The organism is Rhizobium sp. CAU 1783, from assembly GCF_054551725.1.
The window spans coordinates 800,385-823,934 of the sequence record NZ_JBTOLM010000001.1 but is presented as its reverse complement, the minus strand read 5'-3'; the positions used below and the strand labels follow the sequence as shown (position 1 = coordinate 823,934).

The 23,550-nt window shown below is 63.9% G+C and carries 16 protein-coding genes; 9 read left to right on the top strand and 7 right to left on the bottom strand.

Annotation, left to right across the window (positions count from 1 at the left end; all coding sequences use genetic code 11):
• Positions 1–115: 115 nt before the first annotated feature.
• From ACX93L_RS03735 to ACX93L_RS03725, 3 genes are all read right to left on the bottom strand, one after another.
• Positions 116–1,444: an adenylate/guanylate cyclase domain-containing protein gene (locus ACX93L_RS03735; protein WP_459403586.1), complete on the bottom strand. Its 1,329-nt coding sequence runs from the start codon at positions 1,442–1,444 to the stop codon at positions 116–118.
• A 78-nt stretch (positions 1,445–1,522) separates the two neighbouring features.
• On the bottom strand, positions 1,523–3,535 hold the full coding sequence (dnaG, locus tag ACX93L_RS03730; RefSeq protein WP_459403585.1) for a DNA primase: 2,013 nt from the start codon (positions 3,533–3,535) through the stop codon (positions 1,523–1,525).
• 199 nt (positions 3,536–3,734) lie between these two features.
• Entirely contained in the window at positions 3,735–4,184 is a 450-nt protein-coding gene (locus tag ACX93L_RS03725; RefSeq protein WP_459404135.1) for a GatB/YqeY domain-containing protein, read from the bottom strand.
• Positions 4,185–4,509: 325 nt separating this feature from the next.
• Here ACX93L_RS03725 and carA point away from each other — a divergent pair, with 325 nt between their 5' ends.
• Positions 4,510–5,715 (top strand): glutamine-hydrolyzing carbamoyl-phosphate synthase small subunit, encoded by a 1,206-nt coding sequence (gene carA, locus ACX93L_RS03720; RefSeq protein ID WP_459403584.1) that lies wholly within the window; start codon positions 4,510–4,512, stop codon positions 5,713–5,715.
• Positions 5,716–5,751: 36 nt separating this feature from the next.
• On the opposite strand, the gene ACX93L_RS03715 is transcribed toward carA, so the two are convergent.
• Both ACX93L_RS03715 and ACX93L_RS03710 read right to left on the bottom strand, forming a co-directional pair.
• Entirely contained in the window at positions 5,752–7,152 is a 1,401-nt protein-coding gene (locus ACX93L_RS03715; RefSeq protein ID WP_459403583.1) for an MATE family efflux transporter, read from the bottom strand.
• 128 nt (positions 7,153–7,280) lie between these two features.
• Complete coding sequence (locus ACX93L_RS03710) at positions 7,281–8,210, bottom strand: LysR family transcriptional regulator (protein WP_459403582.1); 930 nt, start codon at positions 8,208–8,210, stop codon at positions 7,281–7,283.
• Between the two features lie 115 nt (positions 8,211–8,325).
• Here ACX93L_RS03710 and ACX93L_RS03705 point away from each other — a divergent pair, with 115 nt between their 5' ends.
• Positions 8,326–9,318 carry an aldo/keto reductase gene (locus tag ACX93L_RS03705; protein ID WP_459403581.1) on the top strand — a complete coding sequence of 331 codons (993 nt, stop codon included), beginning with the start codon at positions 8,326–8,328 and terminating at the stop codon, positions 9,316–9,318.
• Between the two features lie 78 nt (positions 9,319–9,396).
• Here ACX93L_RS03705 and ypfJ read toward each other — a convergent pair whose 3' ends face one another.
• Positions 9,397–10,326 (bottom strand): KPN_02809 family neutral zinc metallopeptidase, encoded by a 930-nt coding sequence (ypfJ, locus tag ACX93L_RS03700; RefSeq protein WP_459403580.1) that lies wholly within the window; start codon positions 10,324–10,326, stop codon positions 9,397–9,399.
• 156 nt (positions 10,327–10,482) lie between these two features.
• Positions 10,483–11,967 (bottom strand): amidase, encoded by a 1,485-nt coding sequence (locus ACX93L_RS03695; RefSeq protein WP_459403579.1) that lies wholly within the window; start codon positions 11,965–11,967, stop codon positions 10,483–10,485.
• Positions 11,968–12,183: 216 nt separating this feature from the next.
• On the opposite strand from ACX93L_RS03695, the gene ACX93L_RS03690 reads away from it, so the two are divergent.
• The 7 genes from ACX93L_RS03690 to ACX93L_RS03660 all read left to right on the top strand — a co-directional run bounded on the left by ACX93L_RS03690 (position 12,184) and on the right by ACX93L_RS03660 (position 23,508).
• Entirely contained in the window at positions 12,184–14,532 is a 2,349-nt protein-coding gene (locus ACX93L_RS03690) for a methyl-accepting chemotaxis protein (RefSeq protein WP_459403578.1), read from the top strand.
• A gap of 277 nt (positions 14,533–14,809) precedes the next feature.
• A complete protein-coding gene (gene carB / locus ACX93L_RS03685) occupies positions 14,810–18,292 on the top strand; it encodes a carbamoyl-phosphate synthase large subunit (RefSeq protein ID WP_459403577.1) in 3,483 nt (1,160 codons plus the stop codon).
• A gap of 112 nt (positions 18,293–18,404) precedes the next feature.
• Positions 18,405–18,845 carry an SRPBCC domain-containing protein gene (locus tag ACX93L_RS03680; RefSeq protein WP_459403576.1) on the top strand — a complete coding sequence of 147 codons (441 nt, stop codon included), beginning with the start codon at positions 18,405–18,407 and terminating at the stop codon, positions 18,843–18,845.
• A 159-nt stretch (positions 18,846–19,004) separates the two neighbouring features.
• Positions 19,005–20,573 (top strand): hypothetical protein, encoded by a 1,569-nt coding sequence (locus tag ACX93L_RS03675; protein WP_459403575.1) that lies wholly within the window; start codon positions 19,005–19,007, stop codon positions 20,571–20,573.
• Positions 20,574–20,757: 184 nt separating this feature from the next.
• Complete coding sequence (gene greA / locus ACX93L_RS03670; RefSeq protein ID WP_169587025.1) at positions 20,758–21,234, top strand: transcription elongation factor GreA; 477 nt, start codon at positions 20,758–20,760, stop codon at positions 21,232–21,234.
• Between the two features lie 22 nt (positions 21,235–21,256).
• The gene (locus tag ACX93L_RS03665; RefSeq protein WP_459403574.1) at positions 21,257–22,309 is read left to right on the top strand and encodes a glycosyltransferase family 4 protein; all 1,053 of its coding nucleotides are present in this window, start codon (positions 21,257–21,259) and stop codon (positions 22,307–22,309) included.
• Between the two features lie 8 nt (positions 22,310–22,317).
• Positions 22,318–23,508 (top strand): capsular polysaccharide export protein, LipB/KpsS family, encoded by a 1,191-nt coding sequence (locus tag ACX93L_RS03660; protein WP_459403573.1) that lies wholly within the window; start codon positions 22,318–22,320, stop codon positions 23,506–23,508.
• The last annotated feature ends 42 nt before the right edge of the window (positions 23,509–23,550 follow it).

Below are 23,550 nucleotides of genomic sequence, written 5' to 3'. Positions count from 1 at the left end.
GGGAAAATTCTTAACGCGATTGGCTGTCTGGCCGCTGTTGGCAAATGTAGGAGCGCAACCGCCGGAAACAAGGGGCAATCGCCCACGAGAGCAACCGCCGACTGAGGCGAAGCTTTCAGCCGGTGACCGCTTCTGCGACAAGGGCAGGCTCGCCCCCCAACTTTCTCCCGGTCAGGAACCAGACCCGCATCGACCCCTTGCCCTTCACCTCGATCTCGCCACGCAGTTCGAAGTCGAAACGGTCCTCCAGGGCATGCTTCAGGCAATCCGCCACCTGGATGCGACCGGCAACGCCGTGTGATTCCATCCGGGCTGCCGTATTCACAGTGTCACCCCACACGTCGTAGAGGATCTTATTGATGCCGATGACGCCCGCCACCACCGGCCCGCTGTCGAGACCGATGCGCACTTCGACGGTCTCCCCGCACTCCTCCGAAATCTTCCGACAGCTGTCGAGGATGTCGAGCGCCATCGCCGCCACAGCCTCCGCATGATCTCTGCGCGGCTCCGGCAGCCCGCCCGCTACCATGTAGGCGTCACCGATGGTCTTGATCTTCTCCAGGCCATGCGCCACCGCCAGCTCGTCGAACCGGTGGAACACGCGACTGAGGAAGGTGACCACTTCGCCGGGCGTCCATTTCGCGGCCCGCGGGGTGAAGTTGACGATATCGGCAAAGAGGATAGTCGCTGACTCGATGTGATCGGCAAGCAGAACGCTGTCGCGGTGCTTGAGGCGGGTGGCGACCGCACGCGGCAGGATGTTTTCCAGCAGCTTTTCCGAGAAGCGATATTCCCGCTCAAGCGCGACCTCGGCCTGCGTCGCTTCCTGGAAGGCAAAGTAGACCGTCGTGAAGATCAGCAGGAAGACGAGGGGCACGGTAAGATAGAAGAGGATATCGAGGAAGGCCGGATCGACATGGAGAAACCAGGCCGGGCCGGTGAACAGCAGTTCGGTGGTCATGAAGGCACAGAGCGCGACCAAGGCCACCAGCGCCGACAAAAGCAGGCGGTCCGAGCCGAAGATCAGCATCGAGGCTGCCGCCCCCGGCAGGAAATAGAAATGCAGTCCGGACTCCCGTCCGAAGAAGAAGCAGTAGCCGAGGCCAAAGGTCAGCCATTCGAAGCAGAAGAACACGGCCGCGACCTGCGGACCGAATCGGTGCAGGGCCGGCGTCAGGGCATAGACGATGATCTGCGGTGAAAACGCGATGATCGCCGGCCACAGCGCCTCTTTGTCGTATAGCGCGTAAAGCAGGATATACGGCACGGCCATCAGGCCGACCATGATCGAAATGACGTTCGTCACGGCAAGTCGCCGGCGAATATGCGGCGGATAGCCCGAAGTCCCGATCCTCGCCACCCACCAGAGGAACGGCGGCAGACGCCACGGCGATCTCGCCTGGCGGTCGCGCTGCGGCAAAATTTCGATATCCTGCGACGACACGGCTGGTTCCGATGAGCGGTTGGCCTTGCTGAATGGAACATTCGGTGGCCGGCGGCAATCGAAATATTTCGATAGACCCTACGAGCTGTGACCTGTAGCGGCTCCCTTGACGCGCCCGGACATGACGCCGAAGCCGTCGATGATCGCTTCCTGGTTCTCCATCCGCGTGATCTCGAGCTGGACCTGATGCAGGGCGCCGATCAGCTGGCCGATGCGTTCGGCGTCGTCGCTTTCCGTCGCCTCCGCGACCTCCCGCTCGAGTTCGATCCGCTGGCGACGGAGCGCCTTCGAGCGCTTGTGCAGCGACAGGGCCTGGCGATAGCCTTCGCGCGCATCCTCGGCCGCGGCGATCTCGGTTGCCGTCCAAAGCCGCGCATTGCGGATCTGCTGGTCGAGCGCCTTGATCACACCGCCATGCCCCTGCTCCTCGAGACGCTGGAGCAGGATCTCGCGGGAAAGCCCGGCCCCGGCGCCGGCAGCGGCGGTCAGAAGCGACGACCACAGCTTCTGCAGGTCGCGGTGCTCGTAGTCGATCGCAGCGATCTCGTCATACTCGTCCTGCAGCAACTGCGGATGATTGACGACCGTCAGCGCCAGAACGCTTTCGCGCAGCGCCGGCTGGTCCTGATGACCCTTGACGAGCCCGGAGCGTGCAAGGCGGTCTGAAATCGCACCGCCGCCACCGGCGGACGGACCGGGCGCGCGCCCGCCGAACCGCCCCGGCCCGCTCTGCCCGCCGCGGCCACCGCGGTTGCCTGGCTCGAAGCCGCCGCGACGTTCGCCGCGGCCGCCCTGGCTGGGCTGGAAGAACGCATTCAACCGGTCGCGGACATCCTGCTGGTAGTGCCGGCGCACGTTTTCGTCCGCGATCACGGTGACCACCTGCTTCATCCGCGCTTCGAGTTCGGCGCGCTTCTCAGGCGTATCGAACGCGCCACCACCAAGCTCGCGCAACCACACCATCTCGGCAAGCGGTCGCGCCTCGGACAGAACCTTGTCGAACGGCGCGCGGCCGTCCTGCTTGACGAGGTCGTCCGGATCCTTGCCGTCGGGCAGCATGGCGAAGCGCACCGAGCGACCGGGTTTAAGATGCGGCAAGGCAAGGTCGACCGCCCGGAAGGCGGCGCGCTGGCCGGCGCCGTCGCCGTCGAAGCAGAGCACCGGAACCGGCGTGAGTTTCCACATCAGGTCGAGCTGGTTCTCGGTCAACGCCGTGCCGAGCGGTGCGACCGCGTTCTCGACGCCCGCCTGATGGAGCGCGATCACGTCCATGTAGCCCTCGACGGCAATGATGGTGTCCGCACCTCCGGCCCCCTGAAGCGCGCGCCGCGCACGGGAGAAGTTGTAGAGCACGTTGCCCTTGTGGAAGAGTTCCGTCTCGTTGGAGTTCAGATACTTCGCCATCGCGTCCGGCGACATCGCGCGCCCGCCAAAGGCGATCACCTTGTCGCGCGAGGAGAGAATCGGAAACATGATGCGATCGCGGAAGCGGTCGTAGGAGACGGGGATGTCCGGCCCGTGCACGACGAGCCCGCACGCCTCGATCTGCTCCTTGGGCACGCCCTTGCCCGCCAGGTGTTCCTTGAGCGCGTTGCGGCTCTCCGGCGCATAGCCGAGGCGAAAGGTCTCGATCGTCCGCCCGGTCAGCCCGCGCTCGCGCAGATAGGCCCGCGCCCGCGCGCCGTTTGCCGTCTGCAACTGATCCTGGAAAAACTGCGTCGCCAGTTCCATGACGTCCTGCAACGTGGTGCGTTCCCGCTCCCGCCGTTCCGCCTGCACGTCCGGCTGCGGCATGGAAACGCCGGCCATGTCGGCGATCTGCTGCACGGCCTCGGGAAAACTCAGGCCCTCGAGATCGGTCAGGAACCTGAAGTGGTCGCCGGACACCCCGCAGCCGAAGCAATGGTAGCGCCCCTTGCGATCCTCGCAGTGAAAGCTCGGGCTTTTCTCGCCATGAAAGGGGCAGCAGGCCCAGTAGTCACCCCGCGACGCATTGGTCTTCTTGCGGTCCCACGACACGCGCCGACCGATCACCGCCGAAATCGGCACACGATCGCGTATCTCGTCGAGAAAGTCGTTGGAAAAGCGCATGTCGGTCCCTGGATTGTCTTTTTCATATAGGCAGGCCCGGATCGAAGCGCCACGGATTTCGTCGCAAGCACCCGCTATTCACAGCCCGCATCAACGCGGTGCTGCGCCATTTCATCACCGAGCAGAAGCGCTCGAAAGGCTGAAACGCGAAACTCCGCCCGAAGGCGGAGTTTCTAAAATCGATAGGCCTGAGGCGAGCTTACTTCAGCAGATCCTTGACCAGGCCGGAGGCCTTGGCAAAGTCGATCTGGCCAGGATAACGCTCCTTGAGCGCATTCATGCACTTGCCCATGTCGCGCAAACCTTGCGCGCCGGTCTCATTGATCACCGACGCACACAACTCACGAACCTTCTCTTCGGAAAGCTGTTCCGGCATGAAGCTCTTGATGATGACGATTTCCTCGCGCTCCTGCTCGGCAAGCTCCGGCCTGCCGTTGTCGGCGTAGATCTTCGCCGACTCCTCGCGCTGCTTGATCATCTTCATCAGGATCTGCATGATTTCGTCGTCGCTGACCGGATCCTTTCCCAGGCCGCGATTGGCGATGTCTCGATCCTTGATCGCAGCCTGGATGAGGCGCACGGTCGAGGTGCGACGGACATCCTTTGCCTTGAGGGAGTCCTTCAGAACGTCGGCAAACCTGTCGCGCATCATGTCTCTTTCTCCTCGGAAAAACCGTTTTCGGGCTCGGTCAATTGTGGCTTTTCCTTGTCATTTCGGGCGAACTAATAACGAGCCCCCGAGTTCCGTGCAAATCAATTAGGCAACCCATTGAAATACATGGAGCTAAATTCCGCGCTTTCCACAGTGGCGAATTGACCTGCGGGATCGATCCGTCTATTTTCCGGCACCTGCACGAAAATTGTCATCAGGGGAAAAGCGCGCATCCTCGCGCGGCCTCGAACTGCGACATAAATGGCCCTGCGGCCCCGATCCTTCAAGGGCTCGGCGGCTTCCGGCCGAAGAAGGAACGAACATGACCGCGACAGCCCCCTGGACCACCCGCAAGCCGACCGCCCTCCTCGTTCTCGCCGACGGCACGGTAATCGAAGGCCATGGCATCGGCGCCACCGGCAAGGTTCAGGCGGAGGTCTGCTTCAACACCGCACTGACCGGCTACGAGGAAATCCTCACCGACCCCTCCTATCTCGGCCAGATCGTCACCTTCACCTTCCCGCATATCGGCAATGTCGGCACCAACGAGGAAGACATCGAAGACCTGACGCCTGCGGCCCGCCACGGCGCGGTCGGCGTGATCTTCAAGGCGGACATCACCGATCCGTCGAACTACCGCGCCGTCAAGCATCTCGACGCCTGGCTGAAGGCGCGCGGCATCATCGGCCTCTGCGGCATCGACACCCGTGCGCTCACCGCCTGGATCCGCGAGCATGGCGCGCCGAACGCGGTCATCGCCCACGACCCGAACGGCGTCTTCGACGTCGATCAGCTGAAGGCCGAAGCCAAGGCCTGGAGCGGCCTCGTCGGCCTCGACCTCGCCAAGGTCGCCTCCTCCGGCCAGTCGTCCCTGTGGGACGAAAAGCCGTGGGTGTGGAACGAAGGCTATTCGACGCTCGGCCCGGCCGACGCGAAGTACCATGTCGTCTGCGTCGATTTCGGCGTGAAGCGCAACATCCTGCGCCTGTTCGCCGGCCTCGACTGCAAGGTGACTGTGGTTCCGGCCAACACGAGCGCCGAGGACATCCTGGCGCTTTCGCCGGATGGCATCTTCCTGTCGAACGGCCCCGGCGACCCGGCCGCAACCGGTGAATATGCCGTTCCGGTGATTAAGGACCTGATCAAGTCGGACAAGCCGCTGTTCGGCATCTGCCTCGGCCATCAGATGCTCGGTCTCGCGCTCGGCGCGACGACGGAGAAGATGCACCAGGGCCACCACGGCGCCAATCATCCAGTCAAGGACTTCACCACCGGCAAGGTCGAGATCGTCTCGATGAACCACGGCTTCGCGGTCGCCTCGAAGTCGCTGCCGGAAGGTGTTGAGGAGACTCACATTTCCCTGTTCGACGGCACCAATTGCGGCCTGCGCCTCGCCGGCAAGCCGGTCTTCTCGGTCCAGCACCACCCGGAAGCCTCGCCCGGCCCGCAGGACAGCCACTATCTCTTCCGCCGCTTCATCAACATGGTGCGGGAGAACAAGGGTGAGCCGGCGCTGGCAGAGCGTTGATCCGACTCATACTTCAGCACTTGCGAAACGGCCCGGTCAAACCCGGGCCGTTCTCATTTCGAAGCGGATCCGATGGAAGAACCGCAGGCACAGCATGGCCGCCGCGGCGATCAGTCCGATCAGGAAGCCGAGCCAGATGCCGATTCCGCCGAAGCCGAGCGGAAAGGCGAGCAGCCAGGCCAGAAGGAAGCCGATCGGCCAGTAGGCAATCAGGGCCAGAACCATCGGAATGCGCGCATCCTTGAGCCCGCGCAGCAGGCCCGAGGCAATCGCCTGCAAGCCGTCGACCAGCTGGAAGATGCCGGCGATCACCACCAGCGGACCGGCAAAGGCGAGCACCGCCTCGGCATCCGGTGTGTGTGGGTTGATGAAGGCGCTGCTCAGCGTGATCGGCATGAAATAGAAGAGCAGCCCGCCGGTCATCGCGATCAGGCTCGCGATCGCAAGCACGGAGATCGCCGCGCGCATCAGATCCGCATAGTGACCGCGGCCGTGCGCCAAGCCGATCCGGACCGTTGCGGCCTGTGAAAGCCCGAGCGGAAACATGAAGGCGATCGAGGCGAGCTGCAGCGCGATGCCGTGGGCGGCCAGCTCGATGGTACCAATCTTGCCCATCAGCAGGGATGCGGCGGCAAACAGGCTGACCTCGGCGAGAACCGTGATGCCGATCGGCAGACCGAGATGCACGACCTCCCACAGCGCATGCCAGTCCGGCCGCCAGAAACGCACGAAGAGCTCGTACCGGCGCGTCTCCTCCCGCGTCTGGATATAGGCGACCATGAACAGGAAGCTCGCCCATTGAACCATGACGGCGACGATCGCGGCACCGGTCATGCCGAGCGCCGGAAACCCGAAGTGACCGAGGACCAGCGCATAGGCCAGCACGCCGTTCATCACCAGTACGACCAGCGTCACATAGAGAATGATCCCGGCGCGACCGGTCGCGCTGACCAGCGCGCGCAGCACCGCAAAGAGCAGCGCGGGCAACAGGCCGAACTGGACGATCTGCACATAGCCTGCCGCGAGCCTCGCCACTTCCGGCTTCTGGCCGAGAGCCAGCAGGATCGTCTCGGCATTGTAGAACAGCGGCGCCGTCAGCAGCGTATAGGCGATCGAAACCCAGATCCCCATGCGGATAGAGCGGCGCACCGACACCGCATCCTGACGGCCGTAGGCCTGCGCGACCATCGGCACCACGGCGATGGAAAAACCCGATCCGAAAATGAAGATGGTGAAGAAGAACTGGCCGGCCAGCACCATGGCGGCGAGCGCCTGCGCGCCGAGCTGCCCGACGATCACCACATCTGTCGTGTGGATGCCCAACTGTGCGAGCTGGGCGCCGATCAGCGGAATGCCGAGCGCGAGCGTGGCGCGGATATGCGAAGCCCAGCTTGCGGCCACGTGCCCTGCCCGATCGTGAGATACATAAGTAGACATGACGACTATCCGAGACGAAAAAAGCCGCTTCCAGGGAAGACTGGCAAGCGGCGTGCAATCCTGCATAGGAGAATCGTCCAGAGGCCGCAAGGCGGGATCAGCATCAAGAAATAAATATCGTCAAAGCTTCACTTTAATTGATGCGCACGCGTCTTATCTTCCCCGGACCGGTCCTGCCGGACAAAATCCACGAAGGCCCTGAGCGGCGCCGGCATCAACCGACGGCTGGGATAGTAGAGATAGGGCCCGAAAAATTCCTGGGTCCAGTCGGCAAGCACCGGCACCAGGGTGCCGCGGTCGAGATCGTCCTTCAGGAAGTCCTCGAAGGTGAAGATGATGCCGAGCCCGCTGCGGGCGGCGGCAAGCTCCAGATCGATGGATTCCGCCACGAGGCGCGGCGCCGGATGAACGGTGACGGTTTCGCCATCACGCTCGAAGCTCCAGGTGAGGACACGGCCGCTCGAGAAACGATGCAACACGGCGTCATGGTCCATCAGATCGCGCGGATGGGCGGGAGCACCCTTCCGAACGACATAGGAGGGTGCCGCCGCGCCGACATAACGCTGGCGGCGCGGCCCGATCGGGATGGCGATCATGTCCTGATGCAACGCCTCCTCGTAGCGAACGCCGGCATCATGTCCCTCGGCAAGCACATCGACGAAGGCATCGTTCACCGACACCTCCATGGTGATTTCCGGATAGGCGGCCAGGAACCGGCCGGCAATGTCGGGCAGAATGCAGCGGGCGACGATGCCCGGCACGTTGAGGCGCAACCGCCCGACCGGCCGGTCGCGCAGATTGTTGATCGCGTCGATCGCCGTCTCGATCTCGGCGAGGCTCGGACGCAACCGTTCGAGGAGCCGTTCACCGGCATCGGTCAGCGTGACGCTGCGGGTCGTGCGGTTGAACAGGCGAACGCCGAGATGGGTCTCAAGACGGCGCATCGCTTCGCTGAGCGAGGAGGCGGAAACCCCACGCAGTTTCCCGGCGGCCCGAAAGCTACGCAGCCGCGCAATCGTCGCAAAGGCGTCGAGGTCGGAAAGCGGCAAGGTCGACATTGTTCGAAAATCCAAACAGCCCGTTTCGTTTAAGGCGGATTATCGCACAAACGCTGACGACCTAGATAGTCCCCCGAGGCGAGTGGCTCGCCGCAATGTCTGAAAGGAGACGACAATGCAGACTGTGAAGCTCGGAAAGACCGGCCCATCCGTTTCCTGTTTCGGCCTCGGCTGCATGGGCATGTCCGGCATGTACGGCGAGAGCGACCGCGCGGAGGGTGTTGCAACCATCCACGCCGCGCTAGACGCGGGTGTGACGCTGCTCGATACCGGCGATTTCTACGGCATGGGGCACAATGAAATGCTGATCGCCGACGCCCTGAAAGGACGCCGACGCGAAGACGTCCAGCTAAGCGTGAAGTTCGGCGCCCAGCGCGATCCCTCGGCCGGCTGGATCGGCTTCGATGCCCGGCCCGCCGCCGTGAAGACGGCGCTTGCCTATTCGCTGCAGCGGCTTGGCACCGATTACATTGACATCTACCGGCCCGCCCGCCTTGATCCCAACGTGCCCATTGAGGAGACGATCGGCGCGATCGCCGACATGGTGAAAGCCGGCTTTGTCCGCCATATCGGGCTGTCCGAAGTCGGGCCGGAGACCATTCGGCGGGCCGCGGCGGTCCACCCAATCGTCGATCTCCAGATCGAATACTCGCTCGTTTCGCGCGGGATCGAGGAGAAGATCCTGCCCGTCACCCGGGAACTCGGCATCGGCATCACCGCCTACGGTGTCCTCTCGCGCGGCCTCATCTCCGGTCACTGGCAGAGCGGCAAGGCCGGCGCCGGCGACTTCCGCGGCCACGCACCCCGCTTCCAGGGTGAAAACGAGGCCCGAAACCTGGCCCTTGCAGCCGCCCTCGGCAGGGTCGCCAGCGCCAGGGGCTTGACGACGGCACAAGCCGCGATTGCCTGGGTCGCAGCCCAGGGCGAGGATATCGTACCGGTGGTCGGCGCACGCCGCCGCGACCGGTTGGCGGAATCGCTGGAAGCCATGGAGCGCACGCTCTCGTCCGAAGACCTCGCCGAGATCGAGGCCGCGGTGCCGAAGGGAGCGGCGGCTGGCACGCGCTATGCCGAAGCCCAGATGGCGCACCTCGACAGCGAAAAATGATACGGACATGCGAAAGGCCCGGGCAATGCTCCGGGCCTTTCCAGGTCTGCCGAGGATGGAACCCAACGACGGGGCCGTTCAGATCGATCCGGAAAACGTGTCGCAGGATGAGAACTTGCCGCTGTCAAAGCCACGCTTGAACCATTTGGCGCGCTGCGCCGAGGTGCCGTGGTTGAAGCTGTCGGGCACCACATAGCCCTGGCTGCGCTTCTGCAGCGTGTCGTCGCCGATCTGGTGCGCTGCGTTCAGCGCTTCTTCCAGGTCGCCCGCTTCCAGAAGCCCCTTCTGCTCGGTGTACTTGCCCCAGATGCCCGCAAAGCAGTCGGCCTGCAGCTCGACGCGAACCGACATCTGGTTGGCCTCGGCCTCGCTCATTGACTGACGCATCTGGTTGAACTTGGGCAGCACGCCGGTCAGGTTCTGTACATGGTGACCGACCTCGTGGGCGATCACATAAGCCTCGGCGAAATCGCCCGACGCTCCGAACTGCTGGTCGAGCTGCTGGAAGAAGTCGGTGTCGAGATAGACCTTGCGGTCACCCGGGCAATAGAACGGTCCGCTCGCCGAACTCGCCATGCCGCAGGCGGAGCTGACCTGACCGGAGAAGAGCACGAGCGTCGGCTCCTCGTAGGTCTCGCCTTCCGCCTGGAATATGCCGTTCCAGGTATCCTCCGTCTCGGCGAGCACGGTCCGCACGAAGGCGGTCATCTCGTCGGCAGCGGGCGACGACGGGCGCGTGCCGGTCGATTGCTCGTAGCCCGACTGCTGCTGCATCTGGCCTTCGCCGAGCAGCTGGAGCATGTCGATGCCCATCATCTTCAGCACGAAGTAGACGACGACGAGGAAGATGATCGTCCCGATGCTCAGCCCGCCGCCACGACGACCGCTGCCCATCGGGATCTGGATGCCGGAACGTCCGAACGGGTTGCGGCCCATGCCGCCCGGCCCAGCCGATGTCCCGCGACGGTCCTCGATGTTGTCCGACTGACGCCGACCCTTCCATTCCATGATGCACTTCCTCTCCGTCGCGTATGTTTGCCCGTTAACACCTTATAAGGCAAAGCGTTCCCGTCGGCCACGCAAATAAGGAACCGCTGAAGGCTGTCAACGCGGCACACAGCCGTTGGGCCCGCACCGGGGCGGACGCTCTCCATTCACCCGCGCTCAACGAGGCGGGCGCCGATCCTTCCAGGGCCGTGCCCGCTCCAGTTCTCCCGCGAGGCTGAACAGGGTCTCCTCGTCGGCAAAACGCCCGACGAAATGCATGCCGATCGGCAGCCCCTCCGGCGACCAGCCGAGCGGCACCGACATCGCCGGCTGCCCGGTGACGTTGAAGACCGGCGTCCACGGAATGAACTCGAAGGTCTGCGCCGCGAGCTGGTTGGCGATACCGAGTTTCTTCAGGAGCAAACCACCGCGGATATGCCCCATGAAGCGGATCAGCGTCTTTTCGATCGGCTTCGGCTGTAGCGCGCCGATCTTCACCGGCAGGCTGGAGAGCACCGGGGTCATCAGCACGTCATGCGTCTCGAAAAAACCAAGGATCGCACGGGCCGAGAGCTTCAGGTAGCGCAGCGCCGCGGCGAGCTCGGCGGCCGAGAAAGCCTGACCCAACAGTCCGAGGCCGAAGGACGAGGCATCGAAATCCTCCGGTCGAACCTTCCGGCCGGTGACCTGCGCCGTATAGTCGATGTCGGCCCGCAACTCGGCGGCCAGGACCGTCAGGAAAGCAAGGGCGAACCGCTCGCGCTCGACGGCAGGGGCCGCCTCGACCACTTCGTGGCCAAGGTCGGTGAGCAGTCGGACGCTGTCGGCAAAGGCCTGCCGCACCTCGGGCGCGACGGCCTTGCCGAGCATGGGCTCGCACGAAACCGCGATCCTCAACCGGCGCGGAGCCCGCCCGGACGCTTCAAGCCAGGATCCGGAGAACACCGGCAGCGGATGCGGGTTGCCGATATCCGGACCATGGGTCGCATCGAGGATGGCCGCGGAATCGCGAACGGAACGGGTCAGCACATGCTCGCCGGCGAATCCAGACCACGCCTCGCCGATGAACGGCCCGACCGGTGTGCGGCCACGCGTCGGCTTCATGCCGAACAGGCCGCAGGCAGAGGCGGGAATGCGGATCGAGCCCCCGCCGTCTCCTCCCGAGGCGAGCGGCACCATACCGGAGGCGACGGCGGCCGCGGAACCACCTGAGGATCCGCCCGGTGTCCGGCTCGTGTCCCACGGGTTGCGGGTCGGGCCGAACGCGTCCGGTTCCGTATAGGGCGTCAGTCCGAACTCCGGCGTGTTGGTCTTGCCGACGACGATCAGCCCGGCCCGCTTCCAGCGCTTCACCAGTTCGGTGTCGCCCTTGGCCGGGATCTTCGCCCAGAGCCTGTTTCCCTGCGACGTCGGAACGCCATCGACCTGGGACAGCAGATCCTTCAGAAGAAAGGGCACGCCGGCAAACGGCCCCTCCCCGAGCGGTCCCGCAGCGACGCGCCGCGCGTCGTCGAACATCGTCCGGATCACGGCGTTGAGTTGCGGGTTGAGCTTTTCGATCGCGGCGATGGCCGCTTCCACCAGTTCGACCGCACTCACTTCGCCGCGGCGCACTAGGTCGGCCAGTCCAAGTCCATCCTGCTCAAAATAGGAAGAATACATCGCAATTCCTTGTCCAGGGATTTGAATATTCAATCATAACGGCGAACATCCCGCCAAAACGCGAAGTAATACTGTCTCGCGGCACATCGGAACACCGCATTTAAACACCTGCTTAACCACCCAAGGGATAAGATTCCCGCGCATTGCATACCACGCCGCCGCTGCGTGGTCGCGTCCGCATTCGGCGGATGCGGGCGTTTCCCGGGAGGAGGACACATGCTTTTCAAATCGGCCACCGGCCGCAATATCTTTTCGACGGTTGCGCTTGGCGTCGTGACGACGATCGGCGTGGCAGCAACGCTGGCCACGATTTCCTATGAAAACATTCGCACCGCCAGCCTCAACGAGATGCGCGCGGCGGCCACGAAGGCGGCGGCAGAGATCGAAGCCAGCCTCGGCGACGGCCATCAGATGGTCCAGGGCGTGAAGATGTCGATCGTATCGCTCCGCCAGTCGGGCTCGGCGACGCGCGAGAACGTCATCGCCCTGATGAACACCACGCTCGAAGGTTATCCCGGTGCAATCGGACTTTCGACCGGCTGGGAACCGAATGCTTTTGACGGGAAGGACGCCGAATACGTGGGTAAGCCGGCCCATGACGGCACGGGCCGCTTCGTTCCTTATGTTTTCCGCGCCGGCAGCGAGATCAAGAGCGAGGTCCTCGTCGACTACGACAAGCCGGGGGCCGGCGATTACTATCAGATCCCCGTCAAGACCGGCAAACCGGTCCTGATGGAACCCTATGTCTATCCGGTCAACGGCAAGGACGTGCTGATGACCACGCTTTCGGTGCCGGTGAAGGAAGGCGACAAGACCGTCGCCTATGTCGGCGCCGACATTGACCTCGACAAGTCCGCCGCCGACCTCGCATCCAAGCGCCCTCTCGGCACCGGCTACATTGCCCTCCTGTCGTCAGCCAATGCCTTTGTCAGCCATCCCGACAAGGCCATCATGGGCAAGGCTCTGAAGGACAGCGGTGTCGACGCGAGCGCCTGGGAGGCCGCGCTGAAGGCGCCCGGCACCGCCCAGACGATCATCGAGCCGAACGGCGAGGAAAACCTTGCCGTCGCGATCCCGATCGAACCCTTCGAAGGCGCCGTCTGGAATGTTGTGGTCTCGGTACCGCGCGCCACCGTCTTCGCCGCCGTCAGCCAGGTCGTGTGGAACTCGGCCGCGGTCATCGGTTTTGCCACGCTTCTGCTGGTGCTCGCCGGCTGGCTGCTCGCCCGCCGCTTCATCGGCCGCATCAATCGGGTCATCGGCCAGACGATGCAGATCGCCGACGGCGGCCTCGACGTCGAACTGACCGATCGCGAGAAGACCGACGAACTCGGCGACCTCTCCCGTTCGCTTCAGGTGCTTCTCGAAAGCAACCGCCGCAAGGTCGAGCTTGAACACGAAGCCGAAGCCCATCGCGTACACGAAGAGCACGAACGGACCGAACGTTCCAAGGGCCACGCCGCCCGCGAGGAGGAAATCCGCTTCGTGGTCTCCGAACTCGGCGCCGGTCTCGCGCGCCTTTCCGACGGCGACATGACGGTCCGCCTCGAGCGGCCGTTCAGCGCTGCACTCGACTCGATCCGTTCGAACTTCAACGAATCGATCGAGAAGCTTCAGGGAGCGATGCTGTCCTTCCGCGAGAACGCTTCGACCATCGAGAACGGCTCGAACGAGATCCGCTCCGCCGCCGACGACCTGGCGCGCCGGACCGAGCAGCAGGCGGCATCCGTCGAGGAAACTGCAGCTGCCCTTGCGGAGATCACCCGTTCCGTCAAGGAATCGACCCAGCGCGCCGAGGAAGCCGGGATGCAGGTCAGCCGGACCAAGGAAGGCGCCGAGCGCTCGGGCGAGGTCGTCCGCACCGCGGTCGACGCGATGAGTGCGATCGAACAGTCGTCGCAGTCGATCTCCAACATCATCGGCGTGATCGACGAAATCGCCTTCCAGACCAACCTGCTGGCGCTGAATGCCGGCGTCGAGGCTGCCCGTGCGGGTGAAGCCGGCAAGGGCTTTGCCGTCGTCGCCCAGGAGGTCCGTGAGCTTGCCCAGCGCTCTGCCAATGCTGCGAAGGAGATCAAGGCCCTGATCACCGCCTCAGGGGACCAGGTCAAGCACGGCGTCCAGCTTGTCGGCCAGACCGGCGACGCCCTGCAGTCGATCGTCGCGGAGGTGCAGCTGATCAACACCAACGTGCAGGCGATCGTCCTGGCCGCCCGCGATCAGTCGACCGGCCTCAGCGAGATCAACTCCGCGGTCAACGTCATGGACCAGGGAACCCAGAAGAACGCAGCGATGGTCGAGGAGACCAATGCGGCATCGCACACCCTGGTGTCGGAAGTCTCCGCGCTGTCGGCCCGCCTTGCCCAGTTCAACCTCGGTCACGGCCACGCCGCCGCCGCGCGCCCCACGCTCTCGGCCGTCGCATCGGCTCCGTACCGCCCGGCAGTGGCGGTGGTGGCCAAGTCAGCCCCTGTCGCCTCGCCTGCCCGCGCGCTCGGCACCCGCCTCGCCGCAGCGATCGGCGCGAAGCCGGCCCCTGCGGCCAGCGACTGGGAAGAGTTCTGATCGGAACTGACGCTCCGCGTCAGCCATTGGAATGGCGGGCCTGGTGTCCGCCATTTCTTGTTTCCGGTGGAATCGGAAGCCCCTCGTGCAACGGCATTCGTGACTTCGCTCACATGCTCCCCAACTTTCCTGCAAAGCGCTCATTTATGGGGTTCCGCTCCGCAGAAGATTTCCCTATAAGCCGCTTCTAGCCTGAAATTACGCCATAACCTGCGCCCCGACCGGAGCTTGAAGCCCCGAGCCGGCTTTTCGCGCAGGCCGAAGAACGGATAGAACCATGCCGAAGCGCCAAGATATCAAGTCCATCCTCATCATCGGCGCTGGGCCGATCGTCATCGGCCAGGCATGCGAGTTCGACTATTCCGGCACCCAGGCCTGCAAGGCGCTGAAGGAAGAAGGCTATCGGGTCATCCTGGTCAACTCCAACCCGGCGACCATCATGACCGATCCGGGCCTTGCCGACGCGACCTATGTCGAACCGATCACCCCGGAAGTCGTCGCCAAGATCATCGCCAAGGAACGTCCGGACGCGCTGCTTCCGACCATGGGTGGCCAGACGGCGCTCAACACGGCCCTTTCCCTGAAGCGCATGGGCGTGCTCGACCGCTACAATGTCGAGATGATCGGCGCCAAGCCCGCCGCCATCGACAAGGCTGAGGATCGCGCCCTCTTCCGCGAGGCCATGGCCAAGATCGGCCTCGAGACGCCGAAGTCGATGCTCGCCAACGCCACCGACATTAAGGAAGCCGACCGCAAGACCCATGAGGCGGCCCGCGCCGAACTCAAGGCGAAGCTCTCGGGCGCCGATCTCGACAAGGCGCTGGACGCACTGGAAAACCAGTGGAACCTCGGCGAGAGCGACCGCAAGCAGCGTTATATGAGCCATGCCATGGCGATTGCCGCCCAGGCGCTCGACGTCGTCGGCCTGCCGGCCATCATCCGCCCGTCCTTCACCATGGGCGGCACCGGCGGCGGCATCGCCTACAACCGTTCGGAATTCTTCGAGATCATCGGCTCCGGTCTCGACGCCTCGCCGACCACAGAAGTGCTGATTGAGGAATCGGTGCTCGGCTGGAAGGAATATGAAATGGAAGTCGTCCGCGACAAGGCGGACAACTGCATCATCATCTGCTCGATCGAGAACATCGATCCGATGGGCGTGCACACCGGCGACTCGATTACGGTCGCCCCGGCACTGACCCTGACGGACAAGGAATACCAGATGATGCGCAACGCCTCGATCGCGGTGCTGCGCGAGATCGGGGTCGAAACCGGCGGCTCGAACGTTCAGTTCGCCGTCAACCCGAAGGACGGCCGTCTCGTCGTCATCGAAATGAACCCGCGCGTCTCGCGCTCGTCGGCGCTGGCCTCCAAGGCCACCGGCTTCCCGATCGCCAAGGTCGCCGCCAAGCTCGCTGTCGGCTACACGCTCGACGAGCTGGAGAACGACATCACCGGCGGGGCGACGCCCGCCTCGTTCGAACCGTCGATCGACTACGTGGTCACCAAGATCCCGCGTTTCGCCTTCGAGAAATTCCCGGGCGCCGAGCCGACGCTGACCACCGCGATGAAGTCGGTCGGTGAAGTCATGGCCATCGGCCGCACCTTCGCTGAATCGCTGCAGAAGGCGCTGCGCGGACTTGAGACCGGCCTGACCGGCCTCGACGAGATCGAGATCCCCGGCCTTGGCCAGGGCGACGACAAGAACGCCATCCGCGCCGCGATCGGCACGCCGACCCCGGATCGCCTGCGCATGGTCGCCCAGGCGCTGCGCCTCGGCATGTCGCCGGAGGAAGTGCACGAAGGCTGCAAGATCGATCCGTGGTTCATCGCCCAGTTCAAGGCGATCACCGACATGGAAGCGCGCGTCCGCGAGCACGGCCTGCCGGCCGATGCCGAGAACCTGCGCATGCTGAAAGCCATGGGCTTCTCCGACGCGCGCCTCGCCTCGCTCACCGGCAAGCGCCCGAAGGAAGTCGCCGAGCTGCGCAACAGCCTCCAGGTCCGCCCGGTCTTCAAGCGCATCGACACCTGCGCCGCCGAGTTCGCCTCGCCGACCGCCTACATGTACTCGACCTATGAGACGCCCTTCGTCGGCGCCGCACGCTCGGAAGCGCAAGTGTCCGACCGCAAGAAGGTCGTCATCCTGGGCGGCGGTCCGAACCGCATCGGCCAGGGCATCGAGTTCGACTACTGCTGCTGCCACGCCGCCTTCGCACTGAAGGATGCCGGCTTCGAAGCCATCATGATCAACTGCAACCCGGAAACCGTGTCGACCGACTACGACACCTCCGATCGGCTATACTTCGAGCCGCTGACGGCCGAGGACGTGATCGAGATCATGCGCGCCGAGCAGGAAAAGGGCGAACTGGTCGGCGTCATCGTCCAGTTCGGTGGCCAGACCCCGCTGAAGCTCGCCGAGGCGCTCGAAAAGAACGGCATCCCGATCCTCGGCACCGCCCCGGACGCGATCGACCTTGCCGAAGACCGCGACCGCTTCCAGAAGCTCCTGATGAAGCTCGACCTCACCCAGCCGAACAACGGCATCGCCTATTCGGTCGAGCAGGCCCGCCTCGTCGCCACCGAGATCGGCTTCCCGCTGGTTGTTCGCCCGTCCTACGTGCTCGGCGGCCGCGCCATGCAGATCATCCACAACGAGAGCATGCTGCAGTCGTACCTGCTCGACACCGTGCCGGGCCTTGTTCCGGAAGACATCAAGCAGCGCTACCCGAACGACAAGACCGGCCAGATCAACACGCTGCTGGGCAAGAACCCGCTGCTGTTCGACAGCTACCTGACCAACGCGGTCGAAGTCGACGTCGACGCGCTGTGCGACGGCGAGAACGTCTTTGTGTCCGGCATCATGGAACACATCGAGGAAGCTGGCATCCACTCGGGCGACTCGGCCTGCTCGCTGCCCTCGCGCTCCTTCAGCCCCGAACTGCTCGATGAACTGGAGCGCCAGACTAAGGCCATGGCCAAGGCGCTGAACGTCGGCGGCCTGATGAACGTCCAGTACGCCATCAAGGACGGCACGATCTACGTGCTCGAAGTCAACCCGCGTGCCTCTCGTACCGTGCCTTTCGTCGCCAAGACGATCGGTGCGCCGATCGCCAAGATCGCCGCCCGCATCATGACCGGCGAGAAGCTCGATGCGGCGATCGCCGCCTATGGAAAGAAGCCCGATCCGCGCAACCTGAAGCACATTGCTGTCAAGGAAGCCGTCTTCCCCTTCGCCCGCTTCCCCGGTGTCGACACGCTGCTCGGCCCGGAAATGCGCTCGACCGGCGAGGTCATCGGCCTCGACACCGATTTCGCGCTCGCCTTCGCCAAGAGCCAGCTCGGCGCCGGCGTCGAACTGCCGCGTGACGGAACGGTATTCGTCTCCGTCCGCGACGAGGACAAGGTCCGTGTCCTGCCGGCGATCAAGATCCTTGCCGAGATCGGCTTCAAGGTCATGGCGACCGGCGGCACCCAGCGTTTCCTCGCCGAACAGGGCATCGACGCGATCAAGATCAACAAGGTGCTCGAAGGCCGCCCGCATATCGAAGACGCCATCCGCAACCGTCAGGTCCAGCTGGTCGTCAATACGACCGACGGCAACAAGGCGATCTCGGATTCGAAATCACTGCGCCGCGCAGCCCTGATGCAGAAGGTGCCCTACTACACGACCATGGCCGGTGCGCTTGCCGCTGCCGAAGCCATCCGGGCGCTGAAGAGTGGCCAGCTTGAGGTCCGGCCGCTGCAGAGCTACTTCTGATCGTCGGCTCCACGGACTGAATTCGGAACCGGCCAATGACCCGCTCGTTGGCCGGTTCTTTGTTATCCACGATTGCAGCAACGCAGGCGAAATCTCACGGAACAATCTCGGCATGAGCGACCAGGAAAGCGTCGAAATCAACAACAGCCGCCTCTTCGAGGCAACCGTCGAAACGCTCTACGATGCCTTCGCGGATCCCGGCAAACTGGCCCTGTGGTGGGGACCGCACGGCTTCACCAACACGATCCACGGGTTCGACCTGCGACCCGGCGGCACCTGGCTGATCACTATGCAGGCATCCGACGGGACGGATTTTCTGAACCGCTCGACGTTCCAGACTGTCGAGCCGCTGCGCCGTATCGTCTTCCTCCATCACGAACCGCTGCACGTCTACACGCTCGAGATGACCTTCTCCGCCGAGGAAAGCGGCAGCCGCCTCGACTGGTGTATGCGCATGGAGCGGAACGACGAGACCCTCTTCCTCGAAAAATTCATCGCAGCTGCCAACGAGCAGAACTTCGAGCGGCTGGAAGCGGTCCTTCGCCAGGGCTGAAGCCTGCCACCATCGCTGGCGCGAGGAGGTCAGAATCCACCCCTCTTTCTTTCTGCAATTTTAACGCGATCACGCGATAAGCGGCCTCAACTGCCGAACCGGCAGTCTGTGGGCAACGAAGGTGGAACACTTTTCCAGGGCAAGAGGGATTTCCGACCGGTGACGGAACATGTTTCTCTTCGACGTTTCCCGATGATGGTGACGTTCGCCTGGGCTGCCCTTTTCTGCATCGTTCTCGCTATTTCGATAGATCTGGCCGACGGCCATCTGATCTACACGCTCGACGATCCTTACATTCATCTGGCGGTCGCGCGAAACATCCTGCTCGGCGGTTACGGCGTCAACGCCACCGAATTCTCCTCGCCCTCGTCCTCCATCCTCTGGCCTTGGCTCTTGGCCGTATCCGAATGGCTTGGGCTCGGCATGGCAGGCCCGCTGGTGATCAATGTCGCCGCCGCCATGGCAACGGTCTTTCTCTCGGCGCGCTTTCTCGTCAAGAACGGCATTGTCACCGGAGCCGGCTACCTCGGCATGGCCGTTTGCGGACTACTCCTCATCCTTTTGACGAGCAGCATCGCCCTGCCGTTGACCGGCATGGAACACTCGCTGCATGTCCTTGCCGTGGTCGCAACCATCGATGGCCTCGTCGATGCAGCGGAGGAACGAACCATCCCGCGGTACCTGACCCCGGCCCTTGTCATGATGCCCCTTCTGCGCTTCGAAGGCGCGGCTCTTTCCGGCCTTTCCATCATCGCACTCTGGTACTTCGGCAAGCGCCTCATTGCCGTTCGGGCGTCACTCGCAATCCTTGCCGCTGTCGGCGCCTATGCAGCCTTTGTCCTTCTTCGCGACCTGCCGTTCTTCCCTAGTTCGGTCCTGCTGAAGTCAAGCGCGGCCTCGACAGCTTCGGGCGACGTGCAGCCGCTCCGCGCGATCCTTCTGGAGATCAAGGCGAACCTCCGGCTGCGGGCAGGCTTCTGCCTCGTCCTGTCGGCTATGCTGCTCAGCCTCGCCGCCTTCGTCTTCCGGGACAGCAACCGGCGCATCGCCGTCGTCTATGCCGTGGCGGTGGCGGCAATCGGCGCCCACCTGCTGGTCGGCAAGATCGGCTGGTTCTACCGCTACGAAGTCTACGCGGTCGCCCTGGCCGGTCTGCTCCTGCTCGATGCCTGGCGCCGCCTGCGCGGAGCCAGTACACTCAGAAAGGCCGGCTCGGTTCTCCTGTTCCTGCTGCTTTCGACCATGTCGTTCAACTACGCCGTTGCGGCCGTAAGGACGCCGCTCGCGGCCAGGAACATCTACGAACAGCAGTACCAGATGCGCCGTTTCGCGCAGGAGTTCCACAGCGGACCGGTGGCGGTAAACGATCTCGGTCTCGTCAGCTACGGCAACGACGCCTACGTCCTCGACCTCTGGGGCCTCGGCTCCGAACCCGTCCGCCAGCTGAGGGCGGCGAAGAGCTTCGATACCGCGGCCATGTCACGGCTGATGCGGGACAACGGGGTCGGGCTGGCGATGATCTACGACAAATGGTTCAGGGAAATTCCTGCCGACTGGACCCGGGTCGCAACGCTGCGCACGGTCGACAACTATACCGCGGCAGAGGACACGGTCACCTTCTACATCATGCCGGAGGCCAATCGCGCGGCGGTCGAACAGGCCCTGTCTCGCTTTGCTGCGACAGTGCCAGCCCGCGTCGAATTCAGGCTCATCCCGCAGGGGCTCTAGCGTCGCGCCCGGCCGAACGCCCGGACAGCCGGAAAAGCACGGCTGTCGAAATGTCTGGATATTGCGCGAACCATTCTGCTATAGTCTGCCAATCGTTGATTTGAACTGGTTCCGTGGCTTCGCTTCGGGACCTGTTTTCTTTTATGTCCAGCGCCAAGCGGACATGAATGCGAAGGAAGAGGAAATGGTTGAAAAGGTACCGATGACGCAGAACGGCTTCAACAAGCTGCAGGAGGAACTGCGTTGGCGCCAGCAGGAAGAGCGGCCGCGCATCATCGAGGCGATTGCCGAAGCCCGCGCCCATGGCGACCTTTCCGAAAACGCCGAATACCACGCCGCCAAGGAGGCCCAGAGCCACAACGAAGGCCGGATCAGCGAACTGGAAGACCTGACCGCCCGCGCTGAGGTCATCGACCTGTCGAAGATGTCCGGTTCGACCATCAAGTTTGGCGCGACCGTCAAGCTGGTCGACGAGGACACCGAAGAGGAAAAGACCTACCAGATCGTCGGCGACCAGGAAGCCGACGTGAAGGCCGGCCGCATCTCGATCTCCTCGCCGATCGCCCGCGCCCTGATCGGCAAGGAAGTCGGCGACAACATCGAAGTCGTCGCCCCCGGCGGCTCGAAGGCCTACGAGATCCTCGCGATCCACTGGGGCTGATACCCAACCGGAAGGCCTTCCCTTGCTCTCGCTTGCCGATATCACGGTGATCGCGCCGCATTTCAAGCGGCGCCTTTCCGGCGTGACCTCGACCGTGATCCAGCTGATCCCGCAACAGCGGCAGATGGGGCGCGGTATCGTGACGCTCGGCCCCGGCCTTCCCGCTGGACTTCCGAAGATGCACTGGCGCCAGCTGCCCGGCCTCTGGCGCCGGCCGGCGGGCGCGCCGGTGCGCGTCTGGCATGCCCGGCGCAACAACGAGATGCTGTTCGGCATCCTGCTGCGAGACGTGTTGCGCATGCCGCTGAAGCTGCTCTTCACCTCCGCCGCCCAGCGGCATCACACCGGCTACACCCGCTGGCTGATCTCCAGGATGGATGCCGTCGTCGCGACAAGCGCCCGTTCCGGCTCCTTCCTCAAGGTGCCGCACACCGTCATCCGCCACGGGATCGACACGACGCTGTTTCAGCCGGATACCGGACCGTCCGATACGATCGCGGCAACCGGCCTGCCCGGACGTCACCTCGTCGGCTGCTTCGGCCGCGTCCGCCACCAGAAGGGCACCGATCTCTTCGTCCACGCCATGATCGAACTCCTGCCGCGTCATCCGGACTGGACCGCCGTGATCAGCGGACGGGTGACGGCCGAGCACCAGGGGTTTGCCGACGGCCTCAAGGCCGACATCGCGGCCGCCGGCCTTTCCTCGCGCATCGTCTTTCTCGGAGAGGTCGACGACATCAAGCAGTGGTACCGCCGCCTCAGCCTCTATGTAGCCCCCTCGCGCAACGAAGGCTTCGGCCTCACCCCCCTCGAAGCGATGGCCTCCGGCACGCCGGTGGTGGCCAGCGATGCCGGCGCCTATGCCGAGATGATCGTCGAGGACGAGACCGGCAAGGTCGTGCCCGCCGGCAACTATGAGCGGCTGCGCGACGCGATCGGCGACTGCATGGACAATCCCGACCGGACGGACAACTGGGGCAAGACATCGCGCACGCATGTGCTCTCGTCCTTCGGCCTCGAACGCGAATCCTCCGCACTCGAGTCGATCTATGACGGGCTGCTCGCGAAAGGCTGAGGCATCCGATGGACAAGGTTGAATTCATCTATTCTCAGCGCAATGTCCTAAAGCCGCTGCAGAGGGTTCTGGGCGAGCGGATGGATTGCGCGCCGTTCAAGCTGGCGGAGGGCTTGAAGGAACTGCTGCGCCGCAAGGGCCCTGCCGGCCTCATCAAGCTGTTCAGCGCCACGGCAACCGACATCCCCCTTCGTGACAGCATCGAACACAATTTCTTGCGCCGCCAGATCCGCTTCCCGGCGGTCTTCGGCAACCCCATCGCCGCCGTGACATACCGTGCGCTGATGACGCTCCGCGCCCGGCTCTCGGCGATCCTGATTGAGGCGCGGCTCGAAGAGCATCCCGACGCCACGGCTCTCGTCTTCAACGGTTTCATGATCCCGGCATCTTTGCTTGCCGCGGGTGCACGCCAGCGGGGACGATCCATGCTCGTCATGGAAAACGGCTTCTTCCCGAACACCTCCCAATGTGATCGCAAGGGCATCAACTTCGGAAGCACCCTGCCTCGCGACGCGGCCTTCTATCTCTGGGCAGCCGACCGCATCGGCGGCGAACTGCCGCAGAGCCTCACCCGGCGCGACACGAAGCAGAAGGGAGAGGAGGCGGCCGCCCTGCCCGGCTGCTACATTTTCGTGCCCTTCCAGGTCCCGAGCGACATGCAGATCCTCGAACACTCACCGTGGATCCGCGACATGCGGCATTTCTACGAGGTCCTGTTCGAACTGGCGGAACGATATCCGGAGCGCGAATTCGTCATCAAGGAACACCCGAGCTTCCCGCTGACGATCCGCGACAAGGTGAAGGCCCATCCGCGCATCCACTTTGCCAATCACAATGAAACCCGCAAGCTGATCGAGAACGCCGAAGCTGTCATCACCATCAACTCGACGGTCGGCATGGAAAGCCTGGTCCTGGCGAAGAAGGTCATCGTCCTCGGCGAAGCCCCCTACGGCATAGCAGACCTCGTGCTCCTTGCACCATCCATGCCGCAACTCGGCCGGGCGCTCGAGGCTCTCGACGACTGGAATCCCGACGAACGCCTGCGCGGCCTCTTTCTCCGCTACGTCTACAACGTCTTCCTGATCCCTGGAAAGCTGGAGGAGATTGATCCGGACATGATGGAGAAGGTGAGGATGCGGGCGTACGGAACGGATCTGCATTCCCGTCTCGTCGAGGAGTTCGCCGCCTTGAGCCGCTAGAAAACAGTGGGCAGCGGTCACCCGATGAGAGGAAACGGCAGC